General features: G+C 63.2%; 14 protein-coding genes. 3 read left to right on the forward strand and 11 right to left on the reverse strand.

Annotated features, from left to right (window positions below):
- The first annotated feature begins 201 nt into the window (after positions 1-201).
- The 3 genes from FJ948_RS10405 (at position 202) to FJ948_RS10415 (ending at position 3,576) form a co-directional block, all read left to right on the forward strand.
- Positions 202-1,257 carry a sugar phosphate isomerase/epimerase gene (locus tag FJ948_RS10405; protein ID WP_140704030.1) on the forward strand — a complete coding sequence of 352 codons (1,056 nt, stop codon included), beginning with the start codon at positions 202-204 and terminating at the stop codon, positions 1,255-1,257.
- A gap of 52 nt (positions 1,258-1,309) precedes the next feature.
- The gene (locus FJ948_RS10410; protein ID WP_140704032.1) at positions 1,310-2,497 is read left to right on the forward strand and encodes a Gfo/Idh/MocA family oxidoreductase; all 1,188 of its coding nucleotides are present in this window, start codon (positions 1,310-1,312) and stop codon (positions 2,495-2,497) included.
- A 227-nt stretch (positions 2,498-2,724) separates the two neighbouring features.
- On the forward strand, positions 2,725-3,576 hold the full coding sequence (locus FJ948_RS10415; protein ID WP_140704035.1) for a sugar phosphate isomerase/epimerase: 852 nt from the start codon (positions 2,725-2,727) through the stop codon (positions 3,574-3,576).
- A gap of 294 nt (positions 3,577-3,870) precedes the next feature.
- Here the strand turns inward: FJ948_RS10415 and phnE (FJ948_RS10420) are convergent, their stop codons facing one another.
- The 11 genes from phnE (FJ948_RS10420) to FJ948_RS10470 form a co-directional block, all read right to left on the reverse strand.
- On the reverse strand, positions 3,871-5,238 hold the full coding sequence (phnE, locus tag FJ948_RS10420) for a phosphonate ABC transporter, permease protein PhnE (RefSeq protein WP_140704036.1): 1,368 nt from the start codon (positions 5,236-5,238) through the stop codon (positions 3,871-3,873).
- 3 nt (positions 5,239-5,241) lie between these two features.
- Positions 5,242-6,198 carry a phosphonate ABC transporter, permease protein PhnE gene (phnE, locus tag FJ948_RS10425; RefSeq protein WP_140704038.1) on the reverse strand — a complete coding sequence of 319 codons (957 nt, stop codon included), beginning with the start codon at positions 6,196-6,198 and terminating at the stop codon, positions 5,242-5,244.
- Positions 6,199-6,253: 55 nt separating this feature from the next.
- Positions 6,254-7,162: a phosphonate ABC transporter substrate-binding protein gene (gene phnD / locus FJ948_RS10430; protein WP_140704040.1), complete on the reverse strand. Its 909-nt coding sequence runs from the start codon at positions 7,160-7,162 to the stop codon at positions 6,254-6,256.
- A gap of 111 nt (positions 7,163-7,273) precedes the next feature.
- Positions 7,274-8,131, reverse strand: a complete 858-nt coding sequence (phnC, locus tag FJ948_RS10435) for a phosphonate ABC transporter ATP-binding protein (RefSeq protein ID WP_140704042.1) — start codon at positions 8,129-8,131, stop codon at positions 7,274-7,276.
- A gap of 129 nt (positions 8,132-8,260) precedes the next feature.
- A complete protein-coding gene (locus tag FJ948_RS10440; RefSeq protein WP_140704044.1) occupies positions 8,261-8,971 on the reverse strand; it encodes a DUF1868 domain-containing protein in 711 nt (236 codons plus the stop codon).
- Positions 8,972-9,056: 85 nt separating this feature from the next.
- Positions 9,057-9,695 carry a DapH/DapD/GlmU-related protein gene (locus tag FJ948_RS10445; RefSeq protein ID WP_140704046.1) on the reverse strand — a complete coding sequence of 213 codons (639 nt, stop codon included), beginning with the start codon at positions 9,693-9,695 and terminating at the stop codon, positions 9,057-9,059.
- On the reverse strand, positions 9,692-10,399 hold the full coding sequence (gene phnL / locus FJ948_RS10450; RefSeq protein WP_140704048.1) for a phosphonate C-P lyase system protein PhnL: 708 nt from the start codon (positions 10,397-10,399) through the stop codon (positions 9,692-9,694). The genes FJ948_RS10445 and phnL overlap by 4 nt, the downstream gene beginning before the upstream one ends.
- Positions 10,400-10,401: 2 nt before the next feature.
- Positions 10,402-11,178: a phosphonate C-P lyase system protein PhnK gene (gene phnK, locus FJ948_RS10455; protein WP_140704049.1), complete on the reverse strand. Its 777-nt coding sequence runs from the start codon at positions 11,176-11,178 to the stop codon at positions 10,402-10,404.
- A complete protein-coding gene (locus tag FJ948_RS10460; RefSeq protein WP_140704051.1) occupies positions 11,175-12,056 on the reverse strand; it encodes an alpha-D-ribose 1-methylphosphonate 5-phosphate C-P-lyase PhnJ in 882 nt (293 codons plus the stop codon). Before FJ948_RS10460 ends, phnK begins: the two co-directional genes overlap by 4 nt.
- Entirely contained in the window at positions 12,053-12,472 is a 420-nt protein-coding gene (fosX, locus tag FJ948_RS10465; RefSeq protein ID WP_140704052.1) for a FosX/FosE/FosI family fosfomycin resistance hydrolase, read from the reverse strand. Before fosX ends, FJ948_RS10460 begins: the two co-directional genes overlap by 4 nt.
- Positions 12,469-13,581, reverse strand: coding sequence for a carbon-phosphorus lyase complex subunit PhnI (locus FJ948_RS10470; RefSeq protein ID WP_140705001.1), 1,113 nt, complete (start codon positions 13,579-13,581; stop codon positions 12,469-12,471). Before FJ948_RS10470 ends, fosX begins: the two co-directional genes overlap by 4 nt.

Consider the following 13,581-nt stretch of genomic DNA (forward strand, 5'->3'; position numbering starts at 1 on the left):
TGTTGATTACATTGCGATATATGCCGTTATTTCGCCCTCGCGGAGCGCCTTTTCAGTGCATTCCGAGGCTTGACCAGATTGCCTAATTTGGTCATACCAGAATGGCGGCGTCGGCGGAGCGTCCGACGCGATAAGACCAAAGTGACTGGCCCTGCTTCCATCAGGCGCTATGCTTGGTCGCGATAAACGAGGAGGATGCCGATGCCGACGACAATGAAGGGCCCTGGACTGTTTCTGGCACAGTTCGCGGGCGATGCCGCACCGTTCAATTCGCTGGCGTCGATCACCAAATGGGCCGCCGGTCTCGGCTACAAGGGCGTGCAGATCCCGACCTGGGACGCGCGCCTGTTCGACCTCAAGAAGGCGGCGTCTTCCAAGGCCTATTGCGATGAGGTGAAGGGCATCTGCACTGACGCCGGGGTCGAGATCACCGAATTGTCGACGCATCTGCAGGGGCAGTTGGTGGCGGTGCATCCGGCCTATGACGCGCAGATGGATGGCTTCGCGCCGCCATCGGTGCACAACAATCCGAAGGCGCGGCAGGAATGGGCTGTCGAACAGATGAAATTCGGCGCCAAGGCATCGCGCAATCTGGGGCTCGATGTCTCGGTATCGTTCACCGGCTCGCTGGCTTTCCCTTACCTCTATCCCTTCCCGCAGCGGCCCGCCGGACTGATCGAGGAAGCCTTTGGCGAACTTGGCAAACGCTGGAAGCCGATCCTGGATGTCTATGAGGACAATGGTGTCGATGTCGGCTACGAAATCCATCCTTCAGAGGACGTGTTCGATGGGGCGACCTTCGAGATGTTCCTCGACGCTGTCGGCGGACACAAGCGCTGCAACATCAATTACGACCCTTCGCACTTCCTGCTGCAGCAGCTCGACTATCTCGAATTCATCGATATCTATCACGAGCGGATCAAGGCGTTCCACGTCAAGGATGCCGAGTTCAATCCGACCGGCCGGCAGGGCGTGTACTCCGGTTACCAGAGCTGGACGAACCGCGCCGGCCGCTTCCGTTCGCTCGGCGACGGGCAAGTGGATTTCGGCGGCATCTTCTCCAAGCTGACGCAGTACAATTACGATTCCTGGGCGGTGCTGGAGTGGGAGTGCTGCCTGAAACATCCTGAGGATGGTGCCGCCGAAGGGGCGCCCTTCATCCAGCACCACATCATCCGGGTGACCGAGAAGGCATTCGACGACTTTGCCGCCGGCACGACGGACAAGAAGCTGCTGCGCGCCATGATGGGAATCTGACACCGATTTCGCTCCCCCTTGGGGAGGGGTATTTCATACGAGGGAGAAAAACATGGTAGGCGCATCGAAGTCGGAAACGGGAGGCGGCCCGATCCGCTACGGCATGGTCGGCGGCGGGCAAGGCGCCTTCATCGGCGCGGTGCACCGGATCGCGGCACGCCTGGACAATGATTTCGTGCTGGTTGCGGGCGCCCTGTCGTCCGACCCGGCCCGTGCGAAAGCCTCGGCAGCCGAACTCGGGCTCGATCCCTCGCGCAGCTACGCGTCCTACGCCGAAATGGCCAAGGCCGAGGCGAAGCGCCCGGATGGCATCGAGGCGGTGGCCATCGTCACGCCGAACAATGTCCACGTGCCGGCGGCCAAGGCCTTCCTGGAGGCAGGCATCCATGTGATCTGCGACAAGCCGCTGGCGACGACGCTGGCCGAAGCCAAGAAGCTCGCGGCGGTCGTCGAGAAGACCGGCAAGGTGTTCGTGCTCACCCACAATTATACCGCCTATCCGATGGTGCGGCAGGCGCGCGAGATGGTGGCTAAGGGCGTGCTTGGCGACATCCGCATCGTGCAGTCGGAATATCCGCAGGACTGGCTGACCGAGGACCTCGCCGCCACCGGCCAGAAGCAGGCGTCGTGGCGCGGCGACCCCAAGCAGGCGGGCGCCGGCGGTGCGCTGGGCGACATCGGCACCCATGCCTACAATCTCGCTCGCTTCGTTTCCGGGCTCGAGCTCGATTCGCTCTCGGCCGATCTCGATGCTTTCGTCCCGGGTCGGCTGCTCGACGACAACGTCAATGTCATGTTGCGTTTCAAGCCGACGGGAAAAACGCATCCGGCCAAGGGCATGATCTGGGCGAGCCAGGTGGCGCCGGGTCATGAGAACGGCCTGAAGCTGCGCATCTACGGTTCGAAGGGCGGGCTGGAATGGGTGCAGGCCGATCCCAACTATCTCTGGTACACGCCTTTCGGCCAGCCCAAGCAGTTGATCACCCGCAACGGCGCTGGCGCCCTGCCGGTGGCGGGCCGCGTCAGCCGCGTACCGTCGGGTCATCCCGAGGGCTATCTCGAAGGCTTCGCCAACATCTATCAGGAGGCGGCGCGGGCGATCCGCGCGGCGCGCAAGAAGGGTGGCAAGCCGGCAAAAGATGTCGTCTTCCCGACCATCGAGGATGGTGTCGAGGGCATGGCCTTCATTGAAGCCTGCGTGAAGTCGTCGAAGAAGAATGGGGCGTGGACGAAGCTTTAGCCGCGCGGTGGGTAAAGAAGGCCCCCTCACCCGGATTGCCGACCGAATTGCAAAGGGCAATTCGGGGCAATCCGACCTCTCCCCCAAGGGAGAGGAGGAGGTGGCGCCGACGCTAAGTCTCTTCTCCCCTCGGGGAGAAGGTGGCCGCGAAGCGGCCGGATGAGGGGGAGTTTGCGCGAAGCGACGGGACAGCCAGTACGCGCCATCAAATGAGGGGGAGGGTGTCGATGAAAATCGGCATGTGCATGTTCTTGTGGACGACCGCGGTGTCGAAGAGGCATGAGCCGCTGCTTCGCGACATCAAGGCAACCGGTTTTGACGGTGTCGAAATCCCGATCTTCGCCGGCATGCCGGACGACTACAGAAAGCTCGGCGAACTGCTCGACCGTATCGGACTGGAGCGGACGGCGGTGTCAGCCATGGGCGATCCGGCGATGAACCTGATCTCGGCCGACGCGGCAACGCGCAAGGCCGGTATTGACTATATGAAATGGGCCATCGATTGCGCCGATGCGCTTGGTGCGCGGACATTGAGCGGTCCGCTGCATTCGACGCTCGGCGCCTTTTCCGGATCCGGGCCGACTGCCGCCGAAAAGAAGCGCTCGGTCGCCTCGCAGCGCGCCATCGGCGACCATGCCGGCAAACGGGGTGTCACCATCGGGCTCGAGGCCCTGAACCGCTTCGAATGCTATCTGCTCAACACCATGGCCGACTTGTCGGAACATATCGACGCCATCGATCGGCCGCACATCAAGGCGATGTACGACACCTTCCACGCCAATATCGAGGAGACCGACCCGATCGGCGCCTATACGAAGCATCGCCGCAATGTCGTGCATATCCACATATCGGAGAACGATCGCGGCGTGCCGGGGCGCGGCAACATTCCGTGGAAAGAGACCTTTTCCGCCATTCGCAAGAGCGGCTATGACGACTGGCTGACCATCGAGGCGTTCGGGCGTTCGCTGAAGGATCTGGCGGCGGCGACCAAGGTTTGGCGCGATTTTTCGGAGAGTCCGGAAGCGGTTTATCGCGAGGGGTATAAGCATATCCGGAGCGGGTGGAAGAAGGCGGCTTAGGCGCCCTGCGCCTGGTCCATTTTAATGCGTTCGCGGTTGCCAGGTGGTTCCCCCACTCCGTCTCGGCTTCGCCGAGCCACCTCTCCCCCCTCCGGAGGGAGAGGAAAGGGAGCCTGGTGGCTCGGGTGAGGAAGAAAGTCTCGGTCTAAGGAGGATGGGCGCCGCCTTAGACAGCTTGGCGCCTTTCCTCTCCCCCGTCGATCGGGAGAGAGGTGTCGAGCGAAGCTCGACGGAGTTGGGGGTCGACCCTTTAGCGCCGGGCGAGACGATGCCTTGCGCTTATGCGTCATAAAGCTACCCCCGCTCGGCCTGAATCCTGTTGTAGTCGTGGATCGTCCGGCTCAACCGGCGGCGCAGGAAGTTGGATATGTTGTCGAAAATGAAGACGACGAGCAGGATCAACAGCACCATGTAGAATACGTTGGCCCAATTGGAGTTGGTGCGCATGGCTTCCCACAGTTTCAGGCCGATGCCGCCGGCGCCGACGGCGCCGATGATGGTGGCGCCGCGGGTGTTGGATTCCCACTGGTAGAGCGTCTGGCTGATGAAGACCGGGATCACTTCGGGCATCACACCATAACGTTGCACCAGAAGGCCATTGGCGCCGGTCGACGTGATGCCTTCACGCGGCTTGTCGTCGATGTTCTCCAGACCTTCCGAATAGACTTTGCCGAGGGTGCCGATCTCGGTGAAGAAGATCGCGGCACTGCCGGCCAATGGACCGGGGCCGAAGGCGCGGGTGAAGAACAGGGCCCAGATCAGCATGTCAACCGAGCGCATGAAGTCGAAGAAGCGCTTGAGCACCTGGCTCAGCACACCGCTCGGCGTGATGTTGCGCGCGGCGAAGAAGGCAAGCGGGAAGGCGACGATGCCCCCGAGCAACGTGCCGAGGAACGCCATGACGATGGTCTGCAAGAGCTTCGTCCAGACATCGCCATGCTGCCATTGGGCGTTGTTCCAGATGTTGTCGCCGGCCAGCGCGAGGTTCGACGTGCCCGGCTTCAATTCGGGCCCGGATATGATCAGCGAGATCACCTCGCTCGCGGGCTTGCCGAAGAAGGGCGAGCGCGTGTCGAAGACGAAATTCGCCCAGCCCAGGAAGCGCTTGCGCACCTTGACGCGGTCGACGGTGACGCGCACCTCGCCGACGAAGCCCATCTTGGCAACGATTTCGTCGTCATGCACGGTGACCCAGTCCGGCACCGAGCCTGATACCACCGGCTTGCCGCCAGTCAGAGCGACAGGAATTGTCTGGCCGTTGGCGACGATGGTCGCCTGGGTTTTGTCGAAGGTGACGGACTTGGCCGGCCCATCGATCAGGATGGTGTAGGTGCCATTCGCGTTCTTGATCACCCAGTCGGGATCAGGGTTCTCGCCCAATGCCGAGAAGCGCGGGTATTTCGGTGTGATCTCAGGCTGGTCGAGGCGGAATTCCGGCTGCAGGTCGTAGCTGATCCATTGCGTCAGGAAGAGCGGCAAACGTTCCCAGTGCGAATCCCGTAGCACCTGCGGCAGGCTGAAGAACCACAGGACATAGATGAGGTAGAGCAGAATGCCGGCAAACAGGAGCAGCGGCGTGAAGCGTTTGTACAGCGGCCGCCGGAATATCTGCGGGTAGCGCTCCTCGATCGGCAGCATCTGTTCGGCGGTCATGGTCGCCATGATCTACGCCCCCATCATAAAGGCTTGCTCACCGACAAGCTTGCGGCGCAGCCAGGCGGAGAACTGGTCGATGATGAAGATGGTCGTGAACAGGAGCAGCACCAGCGCCAGCGTCTTGGCGCCGAAGCCGCGCGAGATGGAGAGCTTCAGCTCCTCGCCGATGCCGCCGCCGCCGACGGCGCCGATGATGGTCGAGACACGGACGTTGATCTCGACGCGCAGCAGCGTGTACGACATGAAATTGGGCAGAACCTGCGGCAGGCCGGCAAAACGAACCCGCTCGAACCAGTTGGCACCGACCGCGCGCAGGCCTTCCTCGGCCCGCATGTCGATGTTCTCGTTGATCTCATAGAACAGCTTGCCCAGCGCGCCGATCGAATGCAGGCCGATGGCGATGATGGCGGCGATCGGACCGGTCGAGACGATGGCCGCGAACAGGCCGGCGATGACGATTTCCGGAAAGGCGCGCAGCAATTCCATGAAGCGCTTGACGATCTGCCTCAGTGCCGGATGCGGCGTCAGATTGCGCGCCGCGATGAAGGAAAAGGGCACCGCGAAAATGAAGCCGATGAAGGTCGAGACCAACGCCATGTTCACGGTGGTGATCATCAGCTCGAAATATTCGGGGATGTAGAAGCCGCCCCAGACATAGACGCGGCCGAGCGGGAAGTTGAATTCCTGGGTGCCGGTATCATGCGGCGAGGCCATGTCGAACAGGGCGCGCCAGACGTCGTTCCAGTCCTTGGGAATGAGCCAGCTCAGGAAATCCAGAATATGCGGCAGCCGGTCGAAGAAGTGCCCGGCATTGGCTTCGTCGGCGAACCACATGCTGGCGAACATGGCGGCAAGCAGCAGGCCGACGCCAAGCACTGTATAGAACCGGCGCAGCGACGTCTGGCGTCGCCAGGCATCGGCCATCTGGTGGGTGGCGCCGGAAGGGGCTGTCACGGAAAGGGTCATGATCGGAGATGCAAAAAGGGCGGCACCCGAGGTGCCGCCCTTTTCGATTTCGCCGTTAGCCGCCGATGGCTGCCTTACGGGCTTCGACGATGACGTTGTAGAAGTCCGGCTTCACCGGAACATAGCCGGTAAAATCGCCGCCTTCGACGCCTTCGAAGCAAGCCTTGTCCTTCTTGGGCAGGTCGGTGAAGAAGGCGGTGAGCTTGGCGGTCATGTCGTCGCCGAGCGCGGTGCGCACGACCAGCGGGCCGTTCGGGATCAGGCCCGAGCGCCAGACTTCGACGAAGTCGTTCGGGTCGACGGCGCCCTTGGCGACAACCTTGTGGAAGGTGCCGGAGGTGAAGCCGTTCTTGAAGTCGCCGATGCCCGAGGAATCGTCGACGGCGACGTCGACCTTGCCGTCACGCACGGCCAGGATGTTGTTCTCATGGCCGCCGTTGAACTGGGTCGAAGCGAAGAAGGTTTCGTTCGAAGCGCCCGTCTCCTTCGGAATCTGGGTCAGCGGGATCAGGTAGCCGGAGGTCGAATCCGGATCGGCGTAGCCGAGCTTCTTGCCCTTGGCCGACTTGATGTCGGTGATGCCCGAGGTCTTCAGCGCCAGGCCGATCGAATAGTAGCCGGTGGCGCCATCGGTCTGCTTGGTGGTGAGGATCGGGGTGACGGCTTTCGGGTCCTTCAGGACAACGCTGGCATAGCCGGAAGCGCCGAGTTCGGCGAAGTCGAGCGTGCCGCCGAGCAGGCCCTGGATGACGCCGTCATAGTCGGCGGCGGGGAACAGCGAAACCTTCTCGAAGCCGAATTCGGTCTTCAGGTGGTCGGCCAGGCACTGGTAGTTGCGCAGCCGGTCGGTTTCGTTTTCACCGCCGAGAATGCCGACGCGAAATTCCTTCATGTCGGCGGCGTGGGCCATGCTGGTGGCCATGGCGAGCACCGAAACGGCGCCGAAAACCATCTTCCTGAACATTGATGTCTCTCCTGTAAGTTCCGGCCCCGCGCCGGCAGCGTTCTTGATCTTGACAAGTGCCCTTGACGCGGGCGGACGATCCAGGCTGCTCGCCATTGGCCCGTAATGGGCTCAGTACCCCGGGTATGCGGGTTCGAGCGGTCCGGCGGATGCGGCGATCTTCTGCTTGAAGGCAACGCTGGTGGAGGTGATGACCTCGGATATCTCGCCACCATTGCTGTCGGCGCCATAGACGAGACGCACGGCTTCGCGGTCGAGTTCCTCCGGCGGCCCGTCGAAGACGACCTTGCCGGCGGCCATGCCGATGATGCGGTTGCAATAGGTGCGGGCGGTATCGAGCGTGTGCAGATTGGTGACGACGGTGATGCCTTCGCGCAGATTGATGTCCTGCAGCGAATCCATCACCACCTTGGCGTTGAGCGGGTCGAGCGAGGCGATCGGCTCGTCGGCGAGGATCACCTTGGGCTGCTGCATCATGGCACGCGCGATGGCGACGCGTTGCTGCTGTCCGCCCGACAATGTGCCGGCGGGCTGAAGAGCGGTACGGGCGATGTCGAGCCGCTCGAGCGCGGCGACCGCTTCAGCGCACTCGACGCGCGAAAACATGCCCAGAAGGTTGGACAGGGTGGAACGGTGGTTCAGCTTGCCAAGCAGCACATTGGTCAGGACGTCGAGGCGCGGCACCAGGTTGAACTGCTGGAAGATCATGGCGCAGTCGCGCTGCCAGCGCCGCAGCGGCGAGCCGCGCAATTGCGAAACCTCGGCGCCGTCAAAAAAAATCGACCCCTGGCTGGGGTCGACAAGACGGTTGATCATGCGAAGAAGAGTTGATTTGCCGGCACCCGAACGACCAATGACGCCGACCATCTGCCCCTGCGGGATCGAGATGCTGACGTCGCTGACGGCGGTGTTCTTGCCAAATCGTCGGCTGACACCGCGGATTTCGAGCGTGGCAGAGCTTGCTGACATGGGCTGGTTCCAGTCCGGTCCATATTGATCGTCAGGCACTCGCCTAACGCAGCCACATGAACCTGCCATGTCGCCAGCATGTCAGTTTTGTTACGCTCCACAGATACGACGGCCGGGTCCTGCTGGCGATCAGCCGAGCATCAGCAATTCCTCGAAATGCTTCATGTCGCGGAATGCGCAGAAGGCAGGCGGCTTGATCTCGATCACCGGGGCCTCCCGGCCGAAAAGCGCCAGACACTCGTCGAAAAGCGCGCGCCAGGCAGCAGCCCTGTCGTCGGCGAGACGCTGGATCTGGTAGGCGAAGGTGATGTGGAAGACGTAAGCGTCATGGTCGGGGTGCCGGTAGCCGAACGGCACCGCGAGCGCGTCACGCCATTCACGCATGATGCGCACGTCCTCGTCGGTCGCGCCGGCAACAGTGAGGCCGGTCGGCACGATCTCGACCACCTTGATGTTGAACGGCCCGGCGCCCTGGAAGCCTTTCAGGCGTTCGAGGTAGAGGCGGGTCATGGCGTCGATGCTGGTGTCGAGCGGCACGTCGGACGGCCAATAGGGGAGCCGGCGGCGATATTCGATGATGCCTTGGAACAGCGTCATGTGCAGGCTGGAGATCGGCGTGAAGGCAAGGCGGTCGACGTCCGGCATGGCCATCATCCGATCGCGGACAGCGAGCACCACGGCTTCCGAGGGCGAGCCGCTGACCAGATGGCTGACGACGGTGTTGCCGGGTTCCAGGAGAAAATTGCCCGACGCGTCGTAGCGCGTGCCGAGATGCGCTGGCGGCGTCGGATTGGAGCCGGCAAAGAATCCGGTGAGCGAGGGTCTGACGGTGTCGAGCATGGCGATCTCCTTGGGGAGATGGCGTCCTGTACGAGTCCTGTGTCAGGGATATGAACAGGCCGGCGATATGACGATGATGTGAGGGCTATGCCTCTTTGCCCGACGCGCTTCCCTCGTATTTCTCCAAAAACGCCTCGGCGGTCAATTCCCGGAAATCCTCGAGGCTAGCGCGCAGCCTGGCATGATCCCAGTCCCACCAGGCAAGCGCCTGGTAGCGCTCGGCGGTGCGGCGGTCGAAACGCTCGCGGATCGGTTTGGCCGGCACGCCGGCGACGATCGTGTAGGGCGCGACATCCTTCGACACCACCGCCCCGGCGCCAACCGCCGCGCCATTGCCGACGGTGACGCCGGGCAGGACGGTCGAGCCGTGGCCGAGCCACGTGTCGTGGCCGATGGTGACGCGTTTGGCGCGACGCTCAGCGAAGAATTCGCTCTCATGCTCGGCGTCGTCCCAATAGTCCGACGCGCGATAGGTGAAGTGGTGCAGCGTCGGCCGCCAGGTCGGATGATTGGTGGCGTTGAGGCGCACGCTTGCCGCGATGTTGGCGAACTTGCCGATCGTCGCGCACCAGACGGCGCAGTCTTGCATCATGTAGGAATAGTCGCCGAGTTCGCTTTCCGAGACCCGGCTGCGGTCGGCGATCTCGGTCCAGCGGCCGAGCGTTGAGTTGTGCACCTCCGCCGTGGGGTGGACAAGCGGCGTCTCCGACAGTTTCCTGGTCATGCGGCGAGTTTTCCCGGGGCGAAGGCGGTGACGTCGATGATGCGGTCGGCCACCGCCTCGCGCACATCATGGTCGTGGAAGATGCCGAGCAGGGCGACGCCCGCCGTCTTCTTGGCGGCGATGAGTTCGATCACCACGTCGCGGTTGGTGGCGTCGAGCGATGCGGTCGGCTCGTCGAGCAGCAGGATCGGATGCTCGGTGATGAAGCCGCGCGCGATGTTGACGCGCTGCTGTTCGCCGCCTGAGAAGGTTGCCGGCGGCAGCATCCAAAGCTTTTCCGGCAGGTTGAGCTGGGCCAGCAAGGTCCGTGCCTTGCCTCTTGCCGTCTCGCGCTCCTCGCCGCGCTCGACCAGCGGTTCGGCGACCACGTCGAGCGCCGAGACGCGCGGCACGGTGCGCAGGAACTGGCTGACATAGCCGATCGTTTGCCGACGTATGGCAAGCACGGTGCGGGGACTGGCGTGGGCCAGGTCGATCAGCCCGTCTTCGTGCGTGACGATGATCTGGCCTTCGTCGACGGCGTAGTTGCCGTAGAGCATTTTCAGGATCGAACTCTTGCCGGCACCGGAGGGGCCGCCGAGCACGGTGCATTCGCCCGCCTTGATGGAGAAGGAGACGCCGGAGACGACAGGCAGTTTGATGCCGTCGCGCAGATGCATGGTGAAGCTTTTCGCGACGTCGGAAACAACGAGAGGGGTCGGCATCGTTACACCTGCAGAATGGAAGAGACGAGCAGTTGCGTGTAGGGCGCGCGCGGATCGTCTAGAACGCGGTCCGTGAGGCCGCTTTCGACGACGCGGCCATCCTTCATCACCATCATGCGTTGCGACAAAAGCCGGGCCACCGCGAGGTCGTGGGTGACGACGATCGCGGCAAGGCCAAGATCGGTGACCAGTCCGCGCAAGAGGTCGAGCAGGCGCGCCTGCACCGAGACGTCGAGACCGCCGGTCGGTTCATCCATGAACACCAGCCGTGGACCGGTGACGAGGTTGCGGGCGATCTGCAGGCGCTGGCGCATGCCGCCGGAAAAGGCGCGCGGTTCGTCGTCGATGCGGTCCTGCTCGATCTCGACGCGCGACAGCCAGTCGACCGCGGTGGCGCGGATCTTGCCGTAATGGCGGTCGCCGACCGCCATCAGACGCTCGCCGACATTGGCGCCGGCCGACACCGTCATGCGCAGGCCATCAGCCGGGTTCTGATGGACAAAACCCCAGTCGGTGCGCATCAGGAAGCGGCGCTCGGCCTCGCTCATGCGGTAGAGCTCGCGGAACTGGCCATCACGCATACGGTAGCTGGCGGTGCCGGAGGAGGGCAGCAGCCGCGTCGACAGGCAGTTGAGCAGCGTGGTCTTGCCGGAACCGGATTCACCGACGACAGCCAGGACCTCGCCCGGCCACAGGTCGAAGGAGACGTTGTCGCAGCCGACGCGCGAGCCGTAGAATTTAGAGAGCGCCGAGACGCGCAGCAGCGGTTCCTCGGTCATTGTGCCGGCTCCATCATCTCGGGGGCAAGATGGCCGCGATGGCCCTCTTCACGCCGCTTCTCGCAGTGGTCGGTGTCGGAGCAGACGAACATGTGGCCGCCATGGTCGTCGAGGATGACCTCGTCGAGATAGACATTCTCGGCCGCGCACAGCGCACAGGGCTGGTCGAAGGTCTGGACCTCGAACGGATGATCCTCGAAGTCCAGGCTGACGACATCGGTGAAGGGCGGCACGGCGTAGATGCGCTTTTCGCGACCGGCGCCGAACAACTGCAAGGCGGGCGAGCGGTGCATCTTGGGATTGTCGAATTTCGGCGTCGGCGACGGGTCCATCACATAACGACCCTCGACCTTCACCGGATAGGCATAGGTGGTGGCGATGCGGCCGTGCTTGGCGATGTCCTCATAGAGCTTGACATGCATGAGGCCGTATTCCTCCAGCGCATGCATCTTGCGCGTTTCGGTCTCGCGCGGCTCGAGGAAGCGCAGCGGCTCCGGGATCGGCACCTGGTAGACCAGCACCTGGCCTGCCGTCAGCGGATGCTCAGGGATACGGTGGCGGGTCTGGATGATGGTGGCGCTGGCCGTGTCGGTCGTGACAGCGACATTGGCGACCTTCTTGAAGAAGGCACGGATCGAGACGGCGTTGGTGGTGTCGTCGGCGCCCTGGTCGATGACCTTCAGCACATCGTCGGGACCGATGATCGAAGCGGTGACCTGGACGCCGCCAGTGCCCCAGCCATAGGGCATCGGCATCTCGCGGGAAGCGAACGGCACCTGATAGCCCGGAATGGCGATGCCCTTGAGGATCGCGCGACGGATCATCCTTTTGGTCTGCTCGTCGAGATAGGCGAAGTTGTAGGTGGCGATGTCGGTCATGGTGCGACCTCCAGTCCTTTGGCATAGCGCTTCAGCCGCTCGTCGAGCGTACCGGTGTGCAGTTCGAACATGTGGTTGTCGTCGTCGTAGAAATAGATCGAGCGGCCTTCACCCTCGACGCGCGGACGCGGCGGTCGCATGTCTAGGCCCAGCTTGCCGACGCGCTCGGCGTAGTCGTCGAAATCGGCGTCATCGATCTTGAAGGCCACGTGATTGTAGGTGCGTTCCGGCAGCGTCTCGCCTTCCATGATGGCGATCCAGATGTCGCCGATCAGGAAGAATTTTTCGCGCGACAGCGAAAACTGCGCGGCATCGCTGGCATAGACCTGGCGGGCGTCGAAGACGCCTTTGAGGATAGTGCTCATCCGGTCGAGGTCGCGCACGATGAAGGTCATGTGGGACAGGCCGTGGATCATTCCGCCGCTTCCCGTTTTTCTTCGGTCTTTGCTGGATTTTCGCGGGCCTCGTATTCGGCGCGCATGCGGCGCACGAGGTCGAGTTCGGCCTGGAAATCGACATAGTGCGGCAGCTTCAGATGCTCGACAAAGCCGGTCGCCTGGACGTTGTCGGAATGGGAGATGACGAACTCCTCATCCTGGGCGGCGGCGACGATGTCCTCGCCGAGCTCGGAGGCGCGTAGCGCCCGGTCGCAGAGCGCCATGGCCATCGCCTTGCGTTCGCTCTGGCCGAAGACGAGGCCGTAGCCACGGGTGAATTGTGGTGGCGCCTTGGCCGAGCCCTTGAACTGGTTGACCATCTGGCATTCGGTGACCCGCACCGTGCCGAGCGGCACCGCGAAAGGCAGCTCGGGAACGTCAAGCTCAAGCTCCACCTCGCCTATGCGGATTTCACCAACAAAGGGATGATTGCGGGCGTAGCCGCGCTGCGTGGAATAGCCGAGCGCCAGCAGAAAACCCTCATCGCCGCGCGACAGTGCCTGCAGGCGGATGTCGCGCGCCATCGGGAATTCCAGCGGCTCGCGGGTGATGTCTCCGGGAATGTGATCGCCAGGCATGTCGCCATCGGGCTCGATCAGGCCTTCGCGGGCAAGGATGGCCGAGACACGCGGCATGGGCTCGGCCTCGCCGGCGCGCTGCAACGGTTCGGCGACATCGGCGCCGGCGGCCAGCTCGGGGTCGAGCAGGCGGTGCGTGTAATCGAAGGTCGGACCGAGCAGCTGGCCGCCAGGCAGGTCCTTGTAAGTCGCCGAGACACGCCGTTCGACCAGCATCGCGCTGGTGTCGATCGGTCTGGTGTAACCGAAGCGCGGCAACGTGGTGCGATAGGCACGCACCAGGAAAATCGCTTCGATCATATCGCCGCGCGCCTGAACGATGGCGAGTGCCGCCAGTTCACGGTCGTAGAGCGAGCCTTCGCTCATCACACGGTCGACGCCGAGCGCCAGCTGTTCGACGATCTGGTCGAGGCGAAGTGCTGGCACGGAGCGGTCGCCGCGCCGGCGGTCGGCAAGCAGGCTGTGAGCGTTGGCAATGGCGGCTTCGCCACCTTTCACCGCGACATACAT

It is taken from the genome of Mesorhizobium sp. B2-3-12, from assembly GCF_006442205.1.
In the GTDB taxonomy this organism is placed as follows: domain Bacteria; phylum Pseudomonadota; class Alphaproteobacteria; order Rhizobiales; family Rhizobiaceae; genus Mesorhizobium.